The organism is Blautia sp. AF17-9LB (assembly GCF_003479185.1).
GTDB lineage: Bacteria > Bacillota > Clostridia > Lachnospirales > Lachnospiraceae > Fusicatenibacter > Fusicatenibacter saccharivorans.
Map to the genome: position 1 here is coordinate 108717 of NZ_QUGU01000010.1, position 23127 is coordinate 131843.

A 23127-nucleotide genomic window follows, 5' to 3' on the forward strand; every position below is an offset into this window, starting at 1 on the left:
GCAAATCACTCGATCTTTACTTTTTTAATATAACTGATGAAGACATTGCCGTTCTGTGCGAACAATGCATCGCTGTCATCGTCAGAAAGTGCAGTTGTCTCGCCCGTTGCCGGGTTATACAGCCAGGAATTTCCAAAAATATCGTATCCGGTCAGAAGCAGACTCTCGTTCGCGCCGGTCTTTACAACAACGCCGTAGCCGCTGCTGATCATGTAGAGAATTTCTTCTCTTGTGCAGCCCGTCAGGTTCAGCAGTTCGTAATCATCACCGAGTGACTCATTCAGCACGTTTTCGTCCAGAGATGCACTCTGGAATCCCGACGGCATCGTTGTCTCGTCGAGGCGCATGCCCTGCTGGCGGTTTCCGCGCTCCCACACATAGGACTGGCTGCTGTTCAGCACAACGCCGACATTCTCATCGGCAAGCTGTACGGCCTCGGCCGGGGAGCTTAAAATGGCGATCAGTTTTCCTTTTCCATATACATAGTAAAGATCTGCGCTGCCCGTGTCGTACGACATCGTAAGATCGGTCCGTAAGGTTGAATAGATATATTTCGGTGTCAGTGTCAGAAGCGACTGTGTTTTGCCGCTCGTCGAGAATTCCAGAAGGAACTGCTGCTCTCTTCTGTCGTCCACCGTTGCCAGGCGGCCCGTCACCAGTTCCTGGCTCTGCTGCTCGCCGTTCATGATGTGATCCTCCGGCGCATCCGCATAGCCGTTTTCCTGGCGTACCACGCGGTCCAGCTCCAGAAGGCCGTCCGAAATCGACACACCTGTCACATAATAGCCGTCCTGGTGATACTCTTTTTTCACGTTTCCGTCGATGCTGACAATCCGCACCGTATGCATAGCGAAAACTTCATTGCCGGAAATATCTTTTAAAATATCGCTGTCGTTTGCCATACCATAGACAAAGTCTTCATTGATAAAGCCAAGTGCCCGGATCTTCTGTCCGTCATCCGCCGCAAAGCGCTGCGTTTCCCCGCTCTCCAGATTCATCACGGTGATGTTCATCGCACTGCTTGCATTGTCCGCATCCATCCACGCGATGCTCTCCTGGCTTTCCGATACTACAAAGCAGTCCTCCGGGATACTTTCCCGGACCACCGTCGTCGTGCCGGTTTCAATATCTACCTTACACAGGTTCTCATTCAGATAGAGATACATCTCTCTCTGCTTGTTGACGTAGGAGAGGCGGTCGAGCTGTTTTTTCAGCATCTCGTAGGAAATATCCGCCGGAACGAAAATCTCCTCGGTTGCCACATTCCGCTCGGCGCGATAATAGTAAACGGCTGCTCCCACTTCACCCTCGTGGTTTCCGCGGTTCATATAGCCATAAACAACAAACGTCACATCGCCCGCATCATCCACACGTACAATGTTGACATCATGCTCTCCGTGCTGTTCCCGGTCATCCATGCTGCCGTTCTCACGGAAGCTGAAAACGCGGATCGTCTTGTTGGCGCTGCGGTTGTAGCACCAGAGATCACCGTTTACTACAAATGCGACAATATCACCTGCCGTATTCGTCACATACTTGGTATCCTCGCCGGTCACACCGAGGTTAATGCCGGATTTCGTCAGAACACCAAGCTCCGGATCAAAGATCTGCTGTGCGCTCCGCTCGAAGTCCAGCAGAATAATCTCTCCGTCGGACTCTCGCATCCGGTAGAACTCGCTTACGGTATAATACTCCGTCTGTCCGTTCTCATCCTGCGCACTGATCATGTACTCCTGTTTGATGCTGGTCGTCGTCTCATTCGCTTCTTTGATCTGCTGCACCGGCTGCTGTACGATCGTCGGTGCGAGGCTTCCCCAGGAAATCTGGTCGAGGCTGGAATGAATGTTGACATTGAGGAACGAAGAATTATCCCCCGTCTCATCCGGCTCAAGCTGCGGAACGAGCGCTTCCGCCTGCGTTTTATCCAGGCATGTCTGCGCAAACATCTGCGTGTAGGCCAGATAATCGCCGACCTCCACGCCGTTGCGCTGTACAATGCGGGTGTAATACCAGGCAGACTGGCCGTTTCCGTAGGCAACCTCGAGCTTCAGCGTATATTCCTGATTCATCAGAATCGCGGTCTCTAACTGGAAGTCTGCTTTCAGATAGCTTCCGTCCTCGTCAAACGATTTCAGCACCGAGTTTTCAATCAGCGCTCCGCCGTCTGTGCTTTCCACCGTATAGGTCACGTTTATAATTTTCTGTCCCTTCGCATCAATTTCAAGCGTAAGCGAACGGTCCATCGGCAGCGGTGTCAGGTTTTCTCTTGTCGTTACGCCGTTCATCTCCTGGCGGTATCCGTACATGCGGTTCACTGTCGTGTCCGCGGTCTTCATGTACAGCACCGGAAGACTCGCTGCGTCCAGATCGGTCGCATTCTCCGTCGTCTCGTGGCTCATCAGGTGTGTGAACACACCGACTGATGCGGCAAAAACAAGAAAAAGGATCAGAATCCTTGCTGCTCTTTTATTCATCACGGCTCCTCCTTTTCTGTGAGGAGGTCTGCCAGTGTCGGCTTCACATGGTACGCTTCCATGCACACTTTCAGTTCTTCCGGCAGTTTTTTCGAGCCTTCCTGGCGTTTTACCGCGCGGATCAGAAGGTTCTTCGGCGTGTGCTCCATGTCGATGAATTCGAGAATCTGTGTCTCATAGCCTGCATTCTCCAGAAGCTTTGCCGGGATTCCGTCGGTCAGAAGCGCCGCCATGCGCTCTTTTAAGATGCCGTAATCCATGATCGGATACAGTTCTTTGTTTGCAATCTGGCGGTTCAGCTCATGCTGGCAGCACGGAACGGAAAGAATAACTTTTGCATTCCATTTGACGGCCTTTTCCAGCGCATAGTCAGTCGCCGTGTCGCACGCGTGCAGCGTCACCACCATATCGACCTCGTCGCGGCCGGTATAAGAAGCGATGTCACCCTGATAGAAATGCAGCTTTTCATAGCCGTATTTCTCCGCCAGTCCGTTGCAGATTGCGATGACATCCTCTTTCAAGTCAAGTCCGATGATATTGACATCCAGTTTTTTCAGTTCGCGGAAGTAATAATACATCGCAAACGTCAGATACGATTTTCCGCAGCCGAAATCGAGAATCGTGATCTCGCGGTCCGATGGGAGCTGCGGCAGGATATCTTCGATGAACTCCAGAAAGCGGTTGATCTGGCGGAACTTGTCGTAGCGGGTCCGCACGATTTTGCCTTCTTTTGTCATAACACCAAGATCCTGTAAAAAAGGAACCGGGATTCCTTCTTCCAGAATATACCGTTTCTTCCGGTTGTGCGCCAGATTGACGGGTTTGCCGGTTCCTTTCATATGCGGTTTCTTTTTGATCGTCATCGTTCCCTTTTTGCTGACCAGAACGGATGCTGTGCAGGTGTCGGATTCGAGCTGCATCTGCTTGAAGGTTCCGTTCATCCAGTCGCTGATCCGGGTGATCACATCGTCTTTTGTCATATTTTTATGAAACTCCTTCGTGCCGACGGTCTCCTGGCACTGAAAGAGCAGTTTTCCTTTTATTTCAACCGGGCGTATTCTCACTTTGGACACTTCACTGTCCCCTCTTGGACCGCTGATCGTGATACGGTACAGCCCTTCCCGGATTTCATCCTGTAATAATTTCTGTAATTCCATTTATACTCTCCAAACTTCCTGAATCGTTTGTAAACATGTGTAATAAAGCCCCTTACAACCCCGCTAATATTGTAATCTGTTTTCCGCAAAACCACAACAAAAAAATTATTAAAAATGTGTTACCCTCTTATTACTTTATGGCGCGGTTTAAAGCCACAGATTGTAATAATGTTTCCTCCTGCTCCGCCTCCGGAACATTTCATTATAAAAAAGAACGCCGATTAAATCGAGCAGTTCCTCTTCTGCCGTTTTCTCATCCTTCCCGCCGTTTTCCCTGCTGTACTGACGTGCGATATTCCGGCAGGTGTGCTCCATCATGAGCCGGTCCGGGAATTCGTCGTACATCATGCTGCCGCGGTAATCCATGCGGTCACACTCTGCCTCCACCAGCCTCTGCAGATCAGATGCCGTCCGGGAATAATACGACTGCATCCGCTGCCGTTCCCGCGCTTCCTGCTGCTCCTCCATACTTCTTCCCCATAAGGGCTGTGCCGCAAAAAACGGCTCCGGCCGCTCCATCGGATTTCCCTGATAGGAATTTCTTCTATTTTCATACACTCTATCCTGATTCATGCCTGTTTTATTTCCTTTTTGCTCTTCCTTATACCATATGCACACCGCCGCCATTCTGCCGTTTTCCAGATCTCAAACACAATTTCACTTGCCAAAACCGCCGTTCCGTACTAAAATACAACCTGTATCTATTTTTCCGATACATCATATAGGAGTGAATATCATGAATCTGAATATGCAAGCTTTTAACATCAACACGCTGCTTGGCGGTCTCGATAAAGTCCGGGACGTCATGGGTGTTTACCAGCAGCAGCTTCTTCTGATTGTGATTGTTTTTGCCCTGCTGAACTGTTTCTTCGGCTATGCGCTCCGCAAACTCTGGAGCGTCATTCCCGGATTTTTTCTCGGCGCGGCCGCTGGTTATGCAGCGGGTACCTACACGAATCAGACCACGACGATCACCCTGGCGCTTGCCGTCGGCACCGGTCTTCTGACCGCAATCATTGCCTTCGTCCTCTACCGGATCGGACTTTTTCTTCTGATCTGCGGGCTCGTCGGCTTTTGCCTCTGGCATCTCGTTAATCCAAACGATATCACAGGTTATGGACTCGTCGCCCTCGTCGCTTTCGTGATCAGCCTGATCTGCGTTCCGTTCGAACGCATTTCCGTAATCCTGGTCACCTCCATCTGCGGCGCCCTCACGACGATCCGCATGGCATATTTCTTCAAGGACCTCGATCTGAACATGATGTTCTGGATTGTCTCTGCCATTCTCGCCGCAGCAGGCATGCTCTTCCAGTTTAAACCGTGGAAAGAGGCGGACTACTGGGAGGATGACGACGAAGAAGAACGCGAACACCGTGCAAAAGCGCGCGCCAGACGGAAGCGCAGATCCGGTTTCGATCCTCTTCCATCCAGAAAGAAGAAAAAGAAACGCCGCGGCTCCTCTTCCTCTTCTTCCGGCAACGCAAGAGATCCGTACCGCAGCTATCAGAAACCGTCGAACCGTACCCGTGTTTCGCAGAACACCATGTACGATTTCCGTTTTGTTCCGGAAGAACCTGACGATGACGACGATGAGAAAGATCTTCCGAAAATCATCCGCCGCCGGCCATCCGCAAAACCGGCCGCTCCGGAGGAGTTTGACGAAGAAGAAACATCCCCAAAAGCTTCCATGGGCGACACGAAGCCGTATACCTCTCCTTCCAAACCGCAGATCACCGAGGACGGCATCCCGGATGTCGATCTCTCCGCGATCCGGCAGCAGATTTCCGAAGAGGTACAGAGAATTTACGAAGACGATCAGAACTCGTAATCCGCACTGCAGCGCAGAAAACCCGGCAGGCAAAGGAACATTCCCTTGTCTGCCGGGTTCATTTTTTATCCTGATTTTCAGTTATAAAGATACTTCTGATTTGTCTCCAGATCGATCGTGTCTTTGTCGAGCCACTGATATCCCGTATCGATCTTCTGATCTACCGGAAGTCCCTGAATCGCGCGGACGGCCGCCACGATTGCCGCATAGCCAAGACCGTACGGATTCTGCGTTACGGTACCGTACTCGCGTCCCTCCTGGATCGCTTTCTGCTGTTTTTCACCGGAATCAAAACCGACAATCTGAATCTGCTCAGTATTTTCCATATCTGCCAGCGCATCCAGCGTCTGGTCTGCCATGTCTTCGTTCGTACAGAAGATGCCCTTCAGAGCCGGGTAGGTTTCAAGTGTATTTTTCAGCATGTCCGCGATGGATTCTTCTCCATCTCCGTAATTCACCTGAACCACTTTCACATCGGTATATTTTTCTTCGATCTCTTTTTTAAATGCTTCCACGCGCTCTACGCTGCTCTCGGTGTTGTACTGATGTGCAACAATCGCAACCTCTCCGCTGTTGCCGATGGCCTCACAGAGATGATCTGCCGCAAGCTTTGCTGCCGCTGCGTGATCAGTCGCACATGTCGAGGTGATCAGATCACTCTCGATACCGGAATCCGCGATGATGACTGGAATCTGGCTGTCGGAAGCCTCTTCCATCTGTGCCTGTCCCGACTGCTGGTCAATGATACCAAGGATCAGCGCGTCCGGATTTTCCGAAATGACAGAGTCGATGATATTGATCTGAGAGTTGGTGTCACTTTCATTTTCCGGGCCTTCAAATGTCATATAAACTTTGTCGTTTCCGGTGTAGCCAAGCGAGGCGTTCAGATCGTCAAGTGCCTGCTGCGCACCGGCTTTTACGGCTTTCCAAAAACCGGCACTTAAGTCTTTTGCAACCACGGCGATGTAAGAGCCTTTTTCAACGTTAAGTCCATCCACGGTGTCGTACAATGCTTCCATGCCGTCTTTGTGCGGAACGGTGATTTCTATTCGTTTTTTGTCTGCTTCTTTTCCTTCATCTCCAGAGCTTTCAGAAGATGTGGATGCACTGGCTGACTCTGCTGTAGAATCTGCGCTGGACGATGAGGCCTCCGGGCTTTCTTCTGCCGCCGGAGTTTCTGTCACTTCCTGAGACGACGATGCTGCGGTGCTCTTGTCTGTCACTGCTTCTTTTCCGCATCCAGCTGCCGAGCACAGCAGGATTCCGGAAAGCAGTACTGCAATCATTCTGCGTTTCATAATTCTCCCTTTCTGCTTTGCCTGATGAATCATTTTCCATTACTTTTTACAGTTTTGTTACATAACCTTTCTCTATTATACACAAACCGTAAAAATAGTCCAGTCCTGTTTTCTTATGATTTTCTGAACTTTTTTGCAATTTCACATAGTTCTGAATAGTTACACAAAGCTGTGGAAGATTTCACCTTCTGGTTTTACGGTAAACGAAAGCCGTTTGCCTGTCCGCGGATGCTTCAGCTCGAGATGATGCGCGCACAGCGCCAGAGATCCTTTCTCCTTCGCCCCATATTTTGCATCACCCGCCAGCGGATATCCCGCATGGGAAAACTGGACGCGGATCTGGTGGTGGCGGCCCGTTCCGAGGTGGATCTGCACCAGGGTTCGGTTCTCCTGTGTCCTTATCACTTCATATTCCAGCACCGCTTTTTTCGCTCCGGCGGTGCCTGGCTGTACGACGCGGGATGTGTTGCTCCGTCCGTCTTTTACAAGGAAATCCTCAAACTTCTGCACGCCCTGTTTTTCGATTTTTCCCTCACAGACGGCGAGATACTCTTTCTTCATCGTCCCGTCCTTCACCTGCCGTCCCAGTTTTCCTGCGGCGTCTTTGTTTTTTGCAAACACCAGCACGCCCTCAACCGGCTGATCGAGCCGGTGAACGACCGCCAGATATGGAATCTGAGTCCGCGCCTGACCCGGTGTTTCCGCCCTTGCCTGCTTCGCCAAATAATTCAGCAGCGCATGCTCCAGATCCATCTGTCCCATCCGCGCATTCTGCACTGCCATACCCGCGTGCTTGTGAACAACAAGAATATCGTTATCTTCCATTAAAATATCTTCTCTGCAAAATCCAGCCACTTTCTTCTCCTGTCCTGACTTCTTATTTTCGATACACGGATTTCTCCGCTGTTATGCTTTAAGAAGTATGCACCATTTCCGCCGCATCTGTCAAGAAAAACATGCCCGGCGGACGAATTACACAACACAGAAAGCGATCGCCATACCAATCATTTTTTCTGATACAGCGACCGCTTTTTCTTTATTTTCCATATTCAGTTTTTTCTCTACTTTCAAGGATTTTCACTGGTTTTCTTTCTTTACCGATCTGTGATCTTTGTTTTCGCTTTCGTTTGATATTTCAAAGATCGTTTCTCTTCCATTTCCCTGTTGTAGATTTTCTTTTTTTCGGGAAGATGTTCTTTTTCAGAGGCTTTTCCTTTGCGGTTAAAATTTCCACTCCGAAAATCTTTTCCTTAGGATTTCCTAAGATCTGCTCTGATCTCATGTTTATCAAAAGGTTTTCTTTCGAACTTCTTTTGTATGGATCTTTATCTCAGGTTTTCTTTCCTTTCGGAAGTCTCTCATCTTAAGAACATCTTCCTTTTCCCTTTTTTCCATTCTTCTATAGAAGATTTCTCGTCTCTTTCTATGAAAATGGTTTGTTCTCTTGAAAAGGGGGTCCCAAGTCTTTCTCTTTGTACCTCTTGGTTAGGTTTTTGTTTTCTTGTTTCTTTGTAATTTTAATATAACAGATCCGCCAGTATTTGTCAATACATTTTTAAAATATTTTTACTGTTTTTTTATATCGCTTTTTCTTTTCTTAATTATTGTGTTTATTTTCTGAATTTTATATTGTTTTCTGATATTTTGCTTCAAATAAGTGCGCAGAAAAAGAGCTATGAAACAGACTTTTCTCCTGCCACACAGCTCTTTCTCAAATACTTATCCTCTATAATAGTTGATCAGGCATCCCTTACAGATGATTTCTCTCTCATCATCGGTCAGCGCGCCTAACGTCATCTCGAACGGAACAAGTGCTCCGTCTTTTACAACGTACGCTTTGATCACATCGGCTTTCTCTTCCACTGCCTTGCGGATCTCCGGTACAAAGATGTAATCTCCGTTTGTAAACGGCAGATCTCCCTCCGGGATCAGGAATGGAAGCATGCCCCAGTTGATCAGGTTGGAGCGGTAGCGCTTCGTTGCATACTCGTTGGCGATGTTTGCCCAGCCGCCTAATACCTTCTGGCAGGAAGCTGCCTGCTCACGCGCAGAGCCGTCGCCCGGTTTTACAGCGAAGATGGTGGATCCGACACCAACGTTTGTCTTGTCGATATCCGGGTACTGGGTATGGATGGCTGCGAAGACCGTTTTCAGTTCCGGAAGTGCCTCTGCCGGGCAGTTTCCTTCCTGGATGGCTTTCTCTGCGACCTGTACTTCTTTTGCACGTCCCACGTAAGCCGGATCTTTTCTTGACAGGGTGAACTCTGCCAGTCCGAGCGGGTTGGAACGGAAGGAAGAAGTCTCGCCGGATGGAATCAGCTCATCGGTTGTCGTAACCGGATCGTGGATCTCGGAAACAACCTTCAGAATCAGATTCTCGGCAAGCTGCGGCATAGCCGGCCAGTCTTTGATGTTCGGTCCGAACTGGATTTCTACAGACGGATCTGCCACACCCTTGCTGTCGAAGACACGGTTCTCGTAAATCTTCTTGTCGAAGTGGTATGCCGGTTTCGTGTATGTTCCGGTGAACTCGTCTGCTGCGGTCAGGAATCCCTTGTTTGCTGCGGTTGCTGCAATGGAACGTGCATCCATCAGGGCAACGGAAGAAATCTGACCGTTCTGGATCTTGGATCCCTCGCGGTTCGGGAAGTTTCTGGTGGAGTGACGGATTGAGAACGCATTGTTTGCCGGAGTATCGCCTGCGCCGAAGCACGGTCCGCAGAATGCGGTTTTTACGATCGCACCGGTTTCCAAAAGGTCTGCCAGTTTTCCGTTTCTTGCCAGCTCCATATAGATCGGGGTACTTGCCGGGTAAACACTTAAGGTGAACGCATCGTCGCCAATGCTGTGGCCTTTCAGGATATCGGCTGCGTCGCAGATGTTCTCAAATCCGCCGCCGGCGCATCCTGCGATGATTCCCTGGTCTACCAGGAGTTTTCCGTCGTGTACTTTATTTTTCAGAGTGAACGGAACTTTTCCGTCGAGGCTGATGGCTGCTTTCTTCTCTACATCGTTCAGGATGTCATCGAGGTTTGCTTTCAGCTCTTCAATGGTATAAACATTGCTCGGATGGAACGGCATCGCGATCATCGGTTTGATCTTGTCGAGTTCTACTTTTACAACGCCGTCATAGTAAGCAACCGCGCCAGGATTCAGCTCTTTGTAATCTGCGCTTCTGCCGTGGATCTGATAGAACTCGCTGATCTTCTCATCGGTTCTCCAGATGGAGGACAGACACGTTGTCTCGGTTGTCATAACGTCCACACCGATCCGGTAATCTGCGCTTAAGGAAGATACGCCAGGTCCTACGAACTCCATAACTTTGTTCTTTACGTAACCATTTGCAAAGACTGCACCGATGATGGCAAGTGCAATATCCTGCGGTCCTACGCCCGGCTGCGGTGCGCCTGTCATGTAAATTGCGATCACTCCCGGCATAGCGATATCATATGTTTTGGAGAGAAGCTGTTTTACCAGTTCCGGTCCGCCCTCGCCCATGGCCATGGTTCCGAGTGCACCGTAACGGGTGTGGGAGTCGGATCCGAGGATCATTTTTCCGCCGCCGGCAAGCATCTCGCGGGCAAACTGATGAATTACTGCCTGATGAGGCGGTACATAGACGCCGCCGTACTTTTTCGCACAGGTAAGACCAAACATGTGGTCATCTTCGTTGATGGTTCCGCCGACTGCGCAAAGGGAGTTGTGGCAGTTGGTCAGCACGTACGGTACCGGGAATTTTTCCAGTCCTGACGCGCGCGCGGTCTGAATGATTCCAACAAAAGTAATGTCATGCGATGTAAGTTTGTCAAATTTGATCTGCAGATTTTCCATGTTGCCGGAAACATTGTGGTCTTTTAAGATTCCATAGGCAATGGTTTCTTTTGCAGCATCCGCCGGACACGGCACAGCGCCGGTACGCGCTTTGAGTTCCGCGCGGCCTTCTTCTGTATCCGGGATGATATCGATTCCGTTGACAAGGTATGCACCTGTGTTCAGTAATTCAATCATGTCGTTCCTCTCCTCTTGTTGTTGATAAAATGTTAGGGTCAAAAAGTCTTTTGACCCCTTCGATACCCGGATTGCTCCGTGCTTTGCACTCCCGCAATCCTGTACGGCTCTGAACGGTTTTACAGATTTTCGCTGTTGTTCATATACGTCATGTAGCTTACGACCATCATGGCAATTTTAAAGGTCAGCGCATCGTCAAATTTACGAATGTCGAGTCCTGTGCTCTTCTCGAGCTTCTCCAGACGGTACACCAGAGTATTTCTGTGTACATAGAGCTGACGGGATGTCTCGGACACATTCAGGTTATTTTCAAAAAATTTATTGATTGTGGTCAGTGTTTCCTCATCGAACGTATCCGGCAGATTTTCGCCGAAGACTTCGGTCATAAACATTTCGCACAGCGGAATCGGGAGCTGATAGATCAGACGGCCGATGCCGAGGTTGTTGTATGGTACCACGTTTTTGTCTGCGTAGAAAATTTTTCCTACCTCAAGCGCCATCTTCGCTTCTTTGTAGGAACGCGAAACACTCTTAATCTCGCTGACCGGATTTCCGTAAGAAACACGTACCTGGGACATTGCCTCTGCATTCAGCATATCAACCAGCATTCTTGCGGTCTGGTTCATATCCTCGAAGGTGTCGGTATCCTTCAGTTCTTTTACAATGATAATGCTCTTCTCATCGACTGCGGTGATGAAATCTCTCGGTCTTGAAGCAAAGAGGCTCTTTACTGTCTCCTGTGCGCTGATGTCTTTTTCCAGCTTCGTCTCTACCATGTAAACAACGCGGCGCACATCTGTGTCGATGCGAAGCTTTTTCGCGCGGTTGTAGACATCCACCAGAAGAAGATTGTCGAGAAGAAGGTTCTGGATAAAGTTGTTTTTGTCCAGACGCTCTTTGTATGCAATGATAAGATTCTGAATCTCACATACGGCAACCTTTCCGATCATATATGCATCGTCGCTACTTCCTTTAGAAATCAGAATATACTCCACATTCTGGTTGTCATATACTTTAAAATAATGATATTCCTGTACAATCTGGCTGTCCGCAGCGGATAATACAAAAGAACGGATGCTTTCTGCATCAATCGCGGTTTCCGGGAATGTGGTCACCAGCAGAACACCATCCGTATTCGTCACACATAAATCAATTCTCGTAATATTTCTTAATTCATCAAGGGTTTTCTGTAATACCTGACTTGATACCAAATCTGCCACTTCCTTTCTCCTGGCGTATTTTACTCCAGGGTGCGTCTTATCTATAACTATAGCTTATTTTTTTCTCATTGGCAACTATTTTTTGCTTCGCAAAAGGAGGGTCGTGCATATGCAGTTACTGTTCACTCAGCAGTGAAACACTTGCTGTTTCGCTGCGTAAGAAAGAGATTCAGGCGTGAGCAGCCCTCCTTTTGCGAAGCAAAACTTTAAATGAGGGCTGCGAATGTTACAGTTCGCTGGGAACCAGTGAACTGTAACCATATACAAAAAGGACCGGCATCCGAACGGATGCCGATCCTTTTCTCTATGTTTGCGCATACGCGCTGATGTTCATATGGATTAGTTGGTAATGGTGATCTCTGTCTCTTTGTCGAACAGATGAACTTTCTCCATATCCAGAGCAAATTTAACGGTATCACCGCTTCTTGCAGTTGTACGAGGATCTACGCGGGCTGTCATTGGGAAGCCTTCGCAATCGAAGTACAGGTAAACTTCTGCACCTAACAGCTCGTATACGTTGATCTTGCACTCAACTACGCTGTCTTTGGAAGTTTCGATGAACATCTGAGAATCATGTACGTTCTCAGGACGGATACCCATAACAACGGTCTTTCCGTCATATCCGCCGTCGATAACAGCTTTTGCTTTGGAAGCCGGCAGTTTCATGTTGTATTTACCAACAGTAAGAGTAACGTCGTTTCCGTTAACTTTTACTTTTGCATCCAGGAAGTTCATCTGCGGAGATCCGATGAATCCTGCAACGAACAGGTTGCCCGGTGCGTTGTACAGGTTCTGCGGGGTATCTACCTGCTGAACAACTCCGTCTTTCATAACAACGATTCTGGTACCAAGTGTCATAGCCTCGGTCTGGTCATGTGTTACGTAGATGATGGTAGCGCCCAGTCTCTCATGCAGTTTGGAAATCTCGGTACGCATCTGTACACGAAGTTTTGCATCCAGGTTTGACAGAGGCTCGTCCATAAGGAATACTTTAGGATCACGTACGATTGCACGTCCCATAGCAACACGCTGTCTCTGACCACCGGAAAGAGCTTTCGGTTTACGGTCAAGCAGTTTCTCCAGGTCAAGGATTTTAGCTGCTTCTTTAACCTGTTTGTCGATCTGATCTTTCGGAACTTTTCTCAGTTTCAGACCGAATGCCATGTTATCATATACGGTCATGTGTGGATACAGAGCGTAGTTCTGGAATACCATTGCGATATCACGGTCTTTCGGCTCTACATCGTTTACTACTTTATCGTCAATTTTCAGAGTACCATCGGAGATCTCCTCAAGACCTGCGATCATACGAAGTGTTGTAGATTTACCACATCCAGATGGTCCTACGAAGATGATAAACTCTTTGTCAGCGATTTCCAGGTTGAAGTCTTTTACTGCTTCAAAACCGTTCGGATATCTTTTTGTAATGTGCTGTAAAGATAAACTTGCCATTTTTGAATCCTCCCTAAATGAACATCATGCGTTTTATTATGAGTTTTGCATTTGCATCTCTCTTGCTTATGGGATTAGTATACCTTTTCTACCCGCATTCGACCATGCCACAATTACACAAACTTTCCTCCGGCAGATTGGCAATTCTGCTTTCGGATTTTCTCGAACCGTTCTCTTCTGTCCACTTTGCACAAACAAAATGTTCACTCTTATACAAAATGACGAAACGAAAAGTTTATATTCTCTTCATTGCTTTTTTCTGAAAAATTCGCTATACTTTTAGGTAATGTCTGCCAGCCGGAACGCAGATCGGCGGCAGATTTAATTCAACAGAAAAGAGGAACAAACTATGAGTTTTTTCAGCCTGGACAGTAAGTTCTCGCAGATCATGAGCCGTGTTTTCGACCTGATGATGCTGAACATTATTTTCCTTATTATGTGTATCCCGATTGTGACGATCGGCGCAAACTTCACAGCAATGTACTACGTCACCCTGAAGATGATTAAAAACGAGGAGACCTACATCTTCCGTACCTACTGGAAATCGTTCCGTGAAAACTTCAAGCAGGCAACTGCTATCTGGCTCATCCTGCTGGCGGTTCTGATTGTCCTGATTCTCGATCTTTTGCTGGTCATGAAAATGCCGGGCGCCATCACCTACCTGCGTTTTGTTTTCCTGGTACTGATCTGTTTCGAAGCCATGGTACTGTCCTATGTTTTCCCGGTCCTGAGCCGCTTTGACAATACCGTAAAAAATACGATCAAGAACTCCATCCTGATGGCAATCCGCCATCTGCCGTGGACCATCATGATCCTGCTCGTCAATCTCTGTCCGTTGCTGATCTACGTATTCTCCACGACAAAAATTGTCAGCTATCTGATTCTTCTGATGTTCCTTCTGGGCTTTTCTACAGTAGCGCTTGGATGCTCCTGGTTCTTCGTAAACAAAATCTTCCCATTCTATATGCCGGAGGAAGAAAAAGAGGTTCTGACACCGGAAGAAGAATCCTTACGAGCACTCGAAGCGATGGACAGACCAAGCCCACTGACTGATCGTTCCAATGACGCTGCTGCGGCTGAAACCACCGATGCTGCTCCGGCTGACGCAGCTGCAGAAACTGCTTCGGAAGAGAAATCTGCCAGCCCGGCTGAACAGCCAGAAACAGACGAATAAATAAACTGCATTTCATAAACAACTCCCCGCCGGGAACCGCATCTGCTGCGTGTTTCCCGGCGGGGAGTTGTCGTTTTCTATTCTCTTTTATTTTTCAACACTTCTCAGGCATCCTGCTGTGCTTCCTCCTGTACCGCTTCCGGTACGATCATCGGAGGCATCGGTTTTTTCTCCTTTACAGCTTCATCAAACGTAATCGTAACCTTGAACAGGTCGCCGTCCAGATAAATGTTGAAGCTTCCATGCTGCAATACCGTTAGGTTCTTTGCGATTGAAAGACCCAGGCCGCTGCCCTCGGTGCTCCGGCTGACATCGCCGCGGATAAAACGCTCCGTCAGTTCATCTGCCTGGAAGTTCAGCGGGTTCTCGGAAATGTTCTTGATCGAGAGCTGAATCTTTCCGTCTTTTTTGATGGCATCCACATAAACCCGTGTTCCCGGCATGGCATATTTGCAGACATTTACGTACAGGTTCTCAAGCACGCGCCAGATGCGGCGGCTGTCCGCACGGATCAGAAGCGGTTCCGGCTGGAGAATACAGATCAGGTCGAGATTGCGGCCTTCGAACCGCTCCGCAAATTCTCCGTTCACCTGCTGTACCAGTTCATTCAGGTTCAGGTTCATGAATTCCAGTTTAATATTTCCGGAGCTGATCTTCGATGCCTCGACAAGGTCCTCCGTCAGCTGTTTCAGGCGCTGTGATTTTTCGTCGAGTACGCGGATATAATCTTTCGCTTTCTCGTTTTCAATATTTTCCCGTTTCAGCAGATCGACATAATTAATAATAGAAGTAAGCGGTGTCTTGATATCGTGGGATACGTTGGTGATCAGATCCGCTTTTAAGCGCTCGCTCTTCATCTGCTCCTGCACTGCCGCTTTCATTCCCTCTCCGAGCGAATTGACAATTCCGGCAAGCTGAAGGTTGTCTTCCCCCTGCAGCTCCGTCAGGTCAATCTTGTAATCCAGATCGCCCGCAGCAATCTCTTTTAAGCCATGTTCAATCTGTTTTCTTCCGGATGCCTCGCGCAGCAGAAGAAGCAGCACTGCGGCATCCATCACCAGGGTAAGGAATACGCCGAACATTCCGAAGCCGCAGCAGAGAATGATCTGCACGCCGCAGAAAACGCAGAACATAAGGATCGTTCGCTCCGACTCCTGTCTGCCTTCATAGAAGGTTCTTCCGGCAGACACGATCCGGTGGCCGACGCAGTACAAAAACGACTGTTTCCAGACGTTGCGTGCTTTGATCCGGCGCACCAGTGAGCAGTACGGAATCAGTGTGATCAGAAATCCGGCGAGGATGCCCGATGCGGCCACCAGGCTTCGCCATGTATCTGCTTCATTTCCATAGGATCCGCTGTAGATGTAGTTTCCGTCAAAATTCTGGATATAATGAACGCCGCCGTAGGAAAGTTCGATGCAGACAGCAACGATTCCAACTGCTCCCATCACAATCAGGATGGCGGCTGCAGCTGCGATTTCCGTGTACCACTGATCGAAAAAGTAAAGGCGGATTTCTTTGTTTTTTCCATTTCTTCCTGCCTGCAGTGTGAACAGGACCAGGCAGACCAGCGTTCCGATTCCGCCAACTGCAATCATCAGAAGAAGGAGCTGCATTTTCGGAAGCCACTGGCTGTAGATCTCACTGTACTGGGAGAAATAGTCGCTTGCTGCCAGATCCGGATCCAGTGCAACAAAGATCTTCTGATAATTATCTGCAATCTGATTGTTCAGTAGATAGCTTCTCGCTGCTTCCACGGCCGGGCTGTTTTTTCTTGTTGCATAAGAACGGACTTTGTCGGCACCGCCGGTCCGGTCAACAGCAAAGGCGAACGGATAGGGCGATTTCTGCGCAATGGCTGTTGTGTAACCATTTTTCCAGGAATCCACATTCGTATAGATATTTCCTTCTTTATCCTCCAGACAGTACCAGAGATTGGCATCGTCCGCATCGACGCTGATGCCGCTCTCCTGGTTTTTAAAAGCAGCAACTTCTTCCGTGACCCCGGAAAGTGTCATATACAGATCGCGGATGGATACCTTTTTCAGATTTGCCGCCGCGTACTCATAGAGGTACGTTCCCGCTTTCGTTTTCTGCGTTTCCAGGCTCATTCCCTGATCGTATAGATACAAAAACTGGGAGGAAACATCAGCAGGATCAATTTTTTTCTCTTTCAGGCTTTTCACTGCATTATCGGAAGGAAAGTAGACCTCGCCGTCCGGGGAAAAGCTGTCAAACGTCTCTGCATCTGCCGCGCTCACTTCTTCGGTGAGTGCGGCTACATCCGTCTCTTCTGTTTCCTGGCTCACGTCAGTTCCATCTTCGTATGCAAGATAGGCTTCTTTGTCAATTCCGGCATCGTTCGTCGCATAATTGTCCGCAGTATACGCTGCCACCTCATTGAGGTCTGCGCTGCTGCCGTCATCGTACATCTTGACAAGCTGGTCAATGGTGTACGTTGTACTTATCCCGCCGCTTCCCTCTCCATCGGTTGCAAAGGCACGGTAATCAATCTCTTTTGTTCCGTCGTATCGACCGTTTGTGCCGAATTTACTCATATCATTATAGTAGCTCATGACGTTATGAAGCTGCCGCTGCACCAGTGTGCCGCATGCGGTGGTTTCTTCAAACGCATACTTTTTTGCTGCCGCATTCGGCGTCAGGCCGACGCTGGAAAGCATCAGTGTCTGAATGCCCCCGAACAGCGCACTGGCGGCAAAAACGATCAGCAGAAGAAAAACGATCAGCTTCCCCGTCAGGCTGTAGAGTTTTCGTTCTTTCACAATTATTCACTCCTTATTATTGTTTCTCAATCTTATACCCAATTCCCCATACAACTTTCAGATAGCGCGGCTCCTTCGGGTTGATTTCGATTTTCTCACGGATGTGACGAATGTGGACCGCAACGGTGTTGTCCGCACCGATCGCCTCCTCGTTCCAGATGCTCTCGTAGATCTGTTCAATCGAAAATACCTTGCCTGGATTTTTTACCAGCAGCAGGAGAATGTTATATTCGATCGGGGTCAGTTTGACTGGTTCACCCTCGACGCTGACTTCTTTTAAATCGTCATTGACGAGAAGCCCGCCGACCTGATACACATTTTCTCCGTCGTCCGCCGGAAGATTTCCAAGTTTCGTGTAGCGCCGCAGCTGAGATTTCACCCTCGCCACCAGCTCGAGCGGGTTAAACGGCTTCGTCACGTAATCATCCGCGCCGATGTTCAGTCCCAGAATTTTGTCCACATCCTCTGATTTTGCGGACAGAATAATGATCGGAATACTGCTCTTTTCCCTGATTTTCAGCGTCGCACGGATGCCGTCCAGTTTCGGCATCATGACGTCGATAATCAGCAGCTGAATCTCCTCCCTCTCGAGCATCTGGATGGCCTGCATGCCGTCATATGCTTTCAGCACATGATAGCCCTCCTGGGTCAGATAAATCTCAATGGCGTCTACAATCTCTCTATCATCATCACATACTAAAATGTTGTACATTTCTTCTTTCTCCACCTTTCATTTTTTCTTTTCCGGCACTTTTTTTCCGCGCCGGACCTCCCACATGATTCAAAGATGATTGTACCGCAAATTCCCTCAAGTTGCCAGATGTCTTTTGTTTTCATCCTTACTGTACCAAAGGAATCTTTAGGTCCGCAAAGGAAAATCTTAAGTTTCTATAAAGTTTTGTCTGTGAATTCAGAGCTCAAACATTTTTTAGACAATTGCAATTATTTTCTTAGCACATCCTGCTTGCCGTCTATGCGGATCTCAATAATTTAAAGATCATCAACGACCGATACGGGCATGAAGAAAGGGACTTCTCCATCCGCCTTGTCGGACAGTTTCTGCAGGATTCCATCGGCAAACGCGGTGTCTGCGGACGCATCGGCGGCGATGAATTCGCATATCTTGTTCCGTGTTCCGACGAAACAATGTCCAGGGATCTGTACCGGACGCTGCACTCCGCATTCGACATTTTTAATAGAACGAACGAAAAAGCATATAATATTACCGTTTCCACCGGCTTTTATCTGCTTCCGAAAGACATGGATTCCACACTTCCGGAGATGCTCGCGCATGCGGATGCAATGCTTTACGAGGAGAAACAGAAACGAGATAAGAATGTTGCGAAAATTTTACCAAAATAGGAATTGATTTTTTTCTGGAAAGCAGTTAGAATACTTGAGGGATGATTTTTGAATCCCGTATTTCAAGCGAAACAGACCGGCAAAAACGGCTGTTTGATCAAAAAATTTCTAAAAAAAGGCAGGTGAACAGAATGGATAGTTGTGATTCTCATGGGCGAAGTACCAGCATAGGACGGGAACCGGAAAATATGCAGGATGACGGCCATCCTTCTGTCCTGCTTTAATCTTAAATATTTTCCCTTCTTATCCTATGAAAACCCGAAGTAAGACACATGATCCAAACCAGTTTTGAAACGTAATTCTCTGGTTCTTTTTTCGTGTGCTTTTACTGCCCTGTGAGGGTTCCAACATGCTTTTTCGCACCGACAGCACGCATGTTTTTTTCTGCTGTCAAAAAAAAGAATGGAGGATAACGAAAAAATGGAAAAACGAGTACAGGATTATACCCAGGAGATCCTGGATACAATCCGCAGTAACTCTTCTCCGGCTGTCATGGGCAGCCGCCTGGAAGATTACCACGAAAATGACCTGGCAGATGTTCTGCCGCTTTTAACGGTTCCGGAGCGATGCAAACTGTACCGCATTCTGGACACGGACATGCTGTCCGATATTTTTGAGTATGCTGAATCCGACAACGTAGCCGAGTACCTCGAAGAGATGGATGTCAAAAAAGCCGCTTCCATCCTCTCCAAAATGGAGACCGATGCACTGGCCGAGGTTCTGCAGAAACTCGACAAAGCAAAGAAAAAACTTCTGATCGAACTGCTCGATCCGGAAGTACGCCACGATATTGAGATGATCGCCTCCTTCGATGAAGATGAAATCGGTAGCCGCATGACGACAAACTGCATCATCATCCGCGAGGATCTGAATGTCAAACAGGCGATGAGCAGCCTGATCGATCAGGCCGCAAAGAACGACAACATCTCTACCATCTTTGTTGTCAATGCGCAGCAGAAATTTTACGGAGCGATCGATCTGAAAAACCTGATCATCGCAAGACGCGACGAGACGCTCGAGGATCTGACCGTAACTTCTTACCCGTACGTATATGCAGAGGAGCCGATCAACGAGTGTATCGAAGAACTGAAGGATTATTCCGAGGATTCTATTCCGGTCCTCGACAATGACAACCGCCTGCTCGGTGTCATCACATCATCAAACATCATCGACCTGGTTGATGATGAGATGGGTGAGGACTACGCGATGTTCGCAGGTCTGACCGCAGAGGAGGATTTAAAAGAGCCGTTAAAAGACAGTATGAAAAAACGTCTTCCATGGCTGATCATCCTGCTCGGTCTTGGCATGCTGGTTTCTTCTGTAGTCGGTATTTTCGAACAGGTTGTCACAACCCTTCCGATCATCATGACCTTCCAGTCCCTGATCCTTGACATGGCCGGAAACGTTGGTACCCAGTCCCTGGCTGTTACCATCCGTGTCCTGATGGATGAGTCCCTGACCGGAAAACAGAAATTACAGCTTGTTTTCAAGGAAATGCGCATCGGTTTCTGCAATGGTCTTCTGCTTGGTGTTCTGTCCTTTGCTGTCATCGGACTTTTCATCTTCTTATTCAAGGGAAAGACCATGATGTTCGCATTTTCTGTTTCCGCCTGCATCGGTATCGCGCTGCTGCTGGCTATGCTGATTTCCAGTGCCGTCGGCACCTGCATTCCGCTGTTCTTTAAAAAGATCCACATCGATCCGGCGGTTGCTTCCGGCCCGCTGATCACAACGGTCAACGACCTTGTCGCTGTCGTTACATTCTATGGCCTGAGCTGGCTGTTCCTGATCGAGATGCTGCATCTCGCAGGCTGATCTTTTGATACGACTGAAAAATTTTTAAGAGGCAGATATCAACTTTTTCTGGTTTCGGAAAAAGCTGATATTTGCCTCTTATCTTTTCTCTTCCCTTCTTTACATTCCAAACAGAAACCGATATAATAGCAGGTAACGGTGCTTTTATGCTTTGACGTTTCACAGTGCCGCAAATATTTTGAAATGAGGGTTTTTGAAAACATGATTGTCAATCTCATCACCACAGTCTACAACTTTCTCTGGGGCGATCTTTTTACGATTCCGCTCCCGGGCGGCGGCAGTCTCGGAATCTCCCTTCTGATTCTTCTGCTGATCCCAACCGGCATCTATTTTACGATCCGGACACGTTTTCTTCCTATCCGTCTGTTCCCGGACATGATCCGTGCCCTGTCGGAAAAGAAAAATGAAAAAAGCAGCCTTTCTTCTTTTCAGACACTGATCGTTTCCACCGCAACGCGTGTCGGTATGGGAAATCTGGTCGGCGTTGTCGCTGCAGTCTCCGCCGGAGGCGCAGGTGCTGTGTTCTGGATGTGGGTGACGGCTATCATCGGCTCGTCTACCGCGTTTATCGAAGCTACGCTCGCACAGCTTCACAAAGAAGAAGATCCTCTGTACGGCGGCTACCGCGGCGGTCCTGCCTACTACATTCACGATCTGGTTGAAGACCACCTCAAGAAGAAAAAACGATACGTTCTGCCGGCTGTTCTGTTTGCCATTGCCGGTCTGATCTGCTGGTGCGGTATCAGTCAGGTAATCAGCAACTCCGTGGCTTCTTCTTTTAAAAATGCATTTTCCATTCCGCCGCTTTACACCAGTATCATGCTGGTGATTCTTTCTGCAATCATCGTACTGCGGAAAAATGCAACCGTAAAGGTGCTGGATTTTATAGTTCCTGTCATGGCAGTCTGCTATTTCTTTATCACACTGTTTATCATCGCAGTCAACCTCCGTCAGATTCCTTCTGTGTTTGCACGCATTTTTGAGGAAGCCTTCGGACTTCGTCAGATGGCAGCCGGCGGTTTTGGTGCTGTTCTGATGAACGGTGTAAAGCGTGGTCTGTTTTCGAATGAAGCCGGTTCCGGCTCCGCTCCATGCGCCGCTGCCGCCGCAGAATGTGACCGCCCGGCCAAAGCAGGCCTTGTACAGGCGCTCGGCGTTTTTGTTGACACAATCGTCATCTGCAGCTGCACCGCAATGATTATGCTGCTTGCACCAAAGGATCTGATTAATGGCCTTTCCGGCATGGATCTCTTGCAGACCGCCATGCAGTATCATCTGGGAAAATTCGGTGTGATTTTTATCGCACTTACGCTGTTTTTGTTCAGCTTTTCCACGTTCCTCGGCATTTTGTTCTATGCAAGAAGCAACGTTGCCTACCTGTTCGGTGACAAGTGGTGTTTCCAGACCGCTTACAAGGTTCTTGCACTTGTAATGCTGTTTATCGGCGGTATTGCCGCATACACTTTTGTGTGGGATCTTGGTGATGTCGGCATCGGGCTGATGACAATTTTCAACATTATTGCACTGTATCCACTTGCAGGCGAGGCACTTTCTGAGTTAAAATCATATGAGGAGTCGAAGAAATCGTAAATCCTGTGGATTGCTGTTTCGGACCGAAAAATGGGTTTTTGAAAAAGGAGGTTTTTACACATGATCATTGAACCATCAAACTACACGTATGAGACAATGCCGGACTACACGGACGCGGTGGACGGCGCCGTGGAAATTCCAGTGACCGGAGAGGAAATGGAGATCCGCTATGCGCATAAAGTTGTCTACGACGAGGCGCACAATCTTCATCTGGAAATTTTCACACCATTCCAGATGGCGCACCCGGAGCGCACCTGGCCGTGCATCACATTTATTCAGGGATCTGCCTGGATGAAACAGTATGTCTATCAGAAAGTCGGCATGATCGCCCGCCTCGCACAGCGCGGCTACGTTGTTGCCATCGTGGAATACCGTCACAGCGGCATCGCGCATTTCCCGGCACAGATCATCGATGCGAAAAATGCGGTACGTTTTCTGCGTGCGCATGCGGAGGAATACAAGCTGAATCCATCGCAGATGTTCCTGATGGGAGATTCTTCCGGCGGACAGGTTTCTTCCGTTGCTGGCATGACCGCAAAGAGCGGAAAACTTGACGAGCCGATCAATGAGGAAAGCTGCGAGGTATGCGGTATTATCGATCTGTACGGAGCTGTTGATGTGACACTGCCGTACGGCTATCCGATAACGCTGAACCATCAGAAACCGGACAGCCCGGAGGGCATGCTGATGGGCTATGACATCACCGAGCATCTTGAGGAGGCTAAGGCAGCCTGCTCCAAAACATACGTGAACGAGAATTTCCCGCCGATGCTGATCGCACACGGCACGAAGGACACGATGGTGTTCTGCCAGCAGAGTGTCGATCTCTACCACGCATTAAAGGATGCCGGAAAAGATGTACAGCTGTATCTTCTTCGCGGCGCAGACCACGGCGGAGCAGCGTTCTGGACCGAGGAAATGATTACCGTTTACGATAACTTCTTCAAAAAATGTTTAGGTGAATGA

The 23127-nt window shown here is 48.5% G+C and carries 16 protein-coding genes; 6 read left to right on the forward strand and 10 right to left on the reverse strand.

Annotated elements, in window-relative coordinates:
- Positions 1-5: 5 nt before the first annotated feature.
- From DWX00_RS11830 to DWX00_RS11840, 3 genes are all read right to left on the reverse strand, one after another.
- Positions 6-2474, reverse strand: coding sequence for a hypothetical protein (locus DWX00_RS11830; protein WP_118595291.1), 2469 nt, complete (start codon positions 2472-2474; stop codon positions 6-8).
- On the reverse strand, positions 2474-3631 hold the full coding sequence (locus tag DWX00_RS11835; RefSeq protein ID WP_118595292.1) for a class I SAM-dependent methyltransferase: 1158 nt from the start codon (positions 3629-3631) through the stop codon (positions 2474-2476). The genes DWX00_RS11830 and DWX00_RS11835 overlap by 1 nt, the downstream gene beginning before the upstream one ends.
- Positions 3632-3778: 147 nt before the next feature.
- The gene (locus tag DWX00_RS11840) at positions 3779-4204 is read right to left on the reverse strand and encodes a hypothetical protein (RefSeq protein ID WP_117762052.1); all 426 of its coding nucleotides are present in this window, start codon (positions 4202-4204) and stop codon (positions 3779-3781) included.
- A gap of 163 nt (positions 4205-4367) precedes the next feature.
- Here DWX00_RS11840 and DWX00_RS11845 point away from each other — a divergent pair, with 163 nt between their 5' ends.
- Positions 4368-5459 carry a TM7S3/TM198-like domain-containing protein gene (locus DWX00_RS11845; protein WP_158565052.1) on the forward strand — a complete coding sequence of 364 codons (1092 nt, stop codon included), beginning with the start codon at positions 4368-4370 and terminating at the stop codon, positions 5457-5459.
- 77 nt (positions 5460-5536) lie between these two features.
- On the opposite strand, the gene DWX00_RS11850 is transcribed toward DWX00_RS11845, so the two are convergent.
- From DWX00_RS11850 to DWX00_RS11870, 5 genes are all read right to left on the reverse strand, one after another.
- Positions 5537-6757 (reverse strand): ABC transporter substrate-binding protein, encoded by a 1221-nt coding sequence (locus DWX00_RS11850; protein WP_158578815.1) that lies wholly within the window; start codon positions 6755-6757, stop codon positions 5537-5539.
- Between the two features lie 159 nt (positions 6758-6916).
- Entirely contained in the window at positions 6917-7582 is a 666-nt protein-coding gene (locus tag DWX00_RS11855; protein WP_055265689.1) for an RluA family pseudouridine synthase, read from the reverse strand.
- 894 nt (positions 7583-8476) lie between these two features.
- The gene (locus DWX00_RS11860; protein ID WP_199669509.1) at positions 8477-10765 is read right to left on the reverse strand and encodes a hydratase; all 2289 of its coding nucleotides are present in this window, start codon (positions 10763-10765) and stop codon (positions 8477-8479) included.
- A gap of 119 nt (positions 10766-10884) precedes the next feature.
- On the reverse strand, positions 10885-11976 hold the full coding sequence (locus DWX00_RS11865) for a PucR family transcriptional regulator (protein ID WP_055219318.1): 1092 nt from the start codon (positions 11974-11976) through the stop codon (positions 10885-10887).
- Between the two features lie 348 nt (positions 11977-12324).
- Complete coding sequence (locus tag DWX00_RS11870) at positions 12325-13437, reverse strand: ABC transporter ATP-binding protein (RefSeq protein WP_055219170.1); 1113 nt, start codon at positions 13435-13437, stop codon at positions 12325-12327.
- Between the two features lie 349 nt (positions 13438-13786).
- Here DWX00_RS11870 and DWX00_RS11875 point away from each other — a divergent pair, with 349 nt between their 5' ends.
- Complete coding sequence (locus tag DWX00_RS11875; RefSeq protein ID WP_118595294.1) at positions 13787-14611, forward strand: YesL family protein; 825 nt, start codon at positions 13787-13789, stop codon at positions 14609-14611.
- Positions 14612-14715: 104 nt separating this feature from the next.
- On the opposite strand, the gene DWX00_RS11880 is transcribed toward DWX00_RS11875, so the two are convergent.
- Positions 14716-17394, reverse strand: coding sequence for a sensor histidine kinase (locus tag DWX00_RS11880; protein ID WP_117509947.1), 2679 nt, complete (start codon positions 17392-17394; stop codon positions 14716-14718).
- A 16-nt stretch (positions 17395-17410) separates the two neighbouring features.
- On the reverse strand, positions 17411-18106 hold the full coding sequence (locus DWX00_RS11885) for a response regulator transcription factor (protein ID WP_022461396.1): 696 nt from the start codon (positions 18104-18106) through the stop codon (positions 17411-17413).
- A gap of 248 nt (positions 18107-18354) precedes the next feature.
- Here DWX00_RS11885 and DWX00_RS11890 point away from each other — a divergent pair, with 248 nt between their 5' ends.
- The 4 genes from DWX00_RS11890 (at position 18355) to DWX00_RS11905 (ending at position 23127) form a co-directional block, all read left to right on the forward strand.
- Positions 18355-18756 carry a GGDEF domain-containing protein gene (locus DWX00_RS11890; protein WP_179973075.1) on the forward strand — a complete coding sequence of 134 codons (402 nt, stop codon included), beginning with the start codon at positions 18355-18357 and terminating at the stop codon, positions 18754-18756.
- A 420-nt stretch (positions 18757-19176) separates the two neighbouring features.
- Entirely contained in the window at positions 19177-20571 is a 1395-nt protein-coding gene (gene mgtE, locus DWX00_RS11895) for a magnesium transporter (RefSeq protein ID WP_022461398.1), read from the forward strand.
- A gap of 201 nt (positions 20572-20772) precedes the next feature.
- The gene (locus tag DWX00_RS11900) at positions 20773-22161 is read left to right on the forward strand and encodes an alanine/glycine:cation symporter family protein (protein WP_055219316.1); all 1389 of its coding nucleotides are present in this window, start codon (positions 20773-20775) and stop codon (positions 22159-22161) included.
- A 60-nt stretch (positions 22162-22221) separates the two neighbouring features.
- Positions 22222-23127, forward strand: coding sequence for an alpha/beta hydrolase (locus DWX00_RS11905; protein ID WP_118595295.1), 906 nt, complete (start codon positions 22222-22224; stop codon positions 23125-23127).

Coding starts and splice junctions, on each gene's coding strand:
- DWX00_RS11845 (WP_158565052.1), top strand. CDS start 4,368: ATGAATCTGAATATGCAAGCTTTTAACATCAACACGCTGCTTGGCGGT.
- DWX00_RS11835 (WP_118595292.1), bottom strand. CDS start 3,631: ATGGAATTACAGAAATTATTACAGGATGAAATCCGGGAAGGGCTGTAC.
- DWX00_RS11905 (WP_118595295.1), top strand. CDS start 22,222: ATGATCATTGAACCATCAAACTACACGTATGAGACAATGCCGGACTAC.
- DWX00_RS11870 (WP_055219170.1), bottom strand. CDS start 13,437: ATGGCAAGTTTATCTTTACAGCACATTACAAAAAGATATCCGAACGGT.
- DWX00_RS11900 (WP_055219316.1), top strand. CDS start 20,773: ATGATTGTCAATCTCATCACCACAGTCTACAACTTTCTCTGGGGCGAT.
- DWX00_RS11850 (WP_158578815.1), bottom strand. CDS start 6,757: ATGAAACGCAGAATGATTGCAGTACTGCTTTCCGGAATCCTGCTGTGC.
- DWX00_RS11860 (WP_199669509.1), bottom strand. CDS start 10,765: ATGATTGAATTACTGAACACAGGTGCATACCTTGTCAACGGAATCGAT.
- DWX00_RS11885 (WP_022461396.1), bottom strand. CDS start 18,106: ATGTACAACATTTTAGTATGTGATGATGATAGAGAGATTGTAGACGCC.
- DWX00_RS11840 (WP_117762052.1), bottom strand. CDS start 4,204: ATGAATCAGGATAGAGTGTATGAAAATAGAAGAAATTCCTATCAGGGA.
- DWX00_RS11830 (WP_118595291.1), bottom strand. CDS start 2,474: ATGAATAAAAGAGCAGCAAGGATTCTGATCCTTTTTCTTGTTTTTGCC.
- mgtE (WP_022461398.1), top strand. CDS start 19,177: ATGGAAAAACGAGTACAGGATTATACCCAGGAGATCCTGGATACAATC.
- DWX00_RS11855 (WP_055265689.1), bottom strand. CDS start 7,582: ATGGAAGATAACGATATTCTTGTTGTTCACAAGCACGCGGGTATGGCA.
- DWX00_RS11875 (WP_118595294.1), top strand. CDS start 13,787: ATGAGTTTTTTCAGCCTGGACAGTAAGTTCTCGCAGATCATGAGCCGT.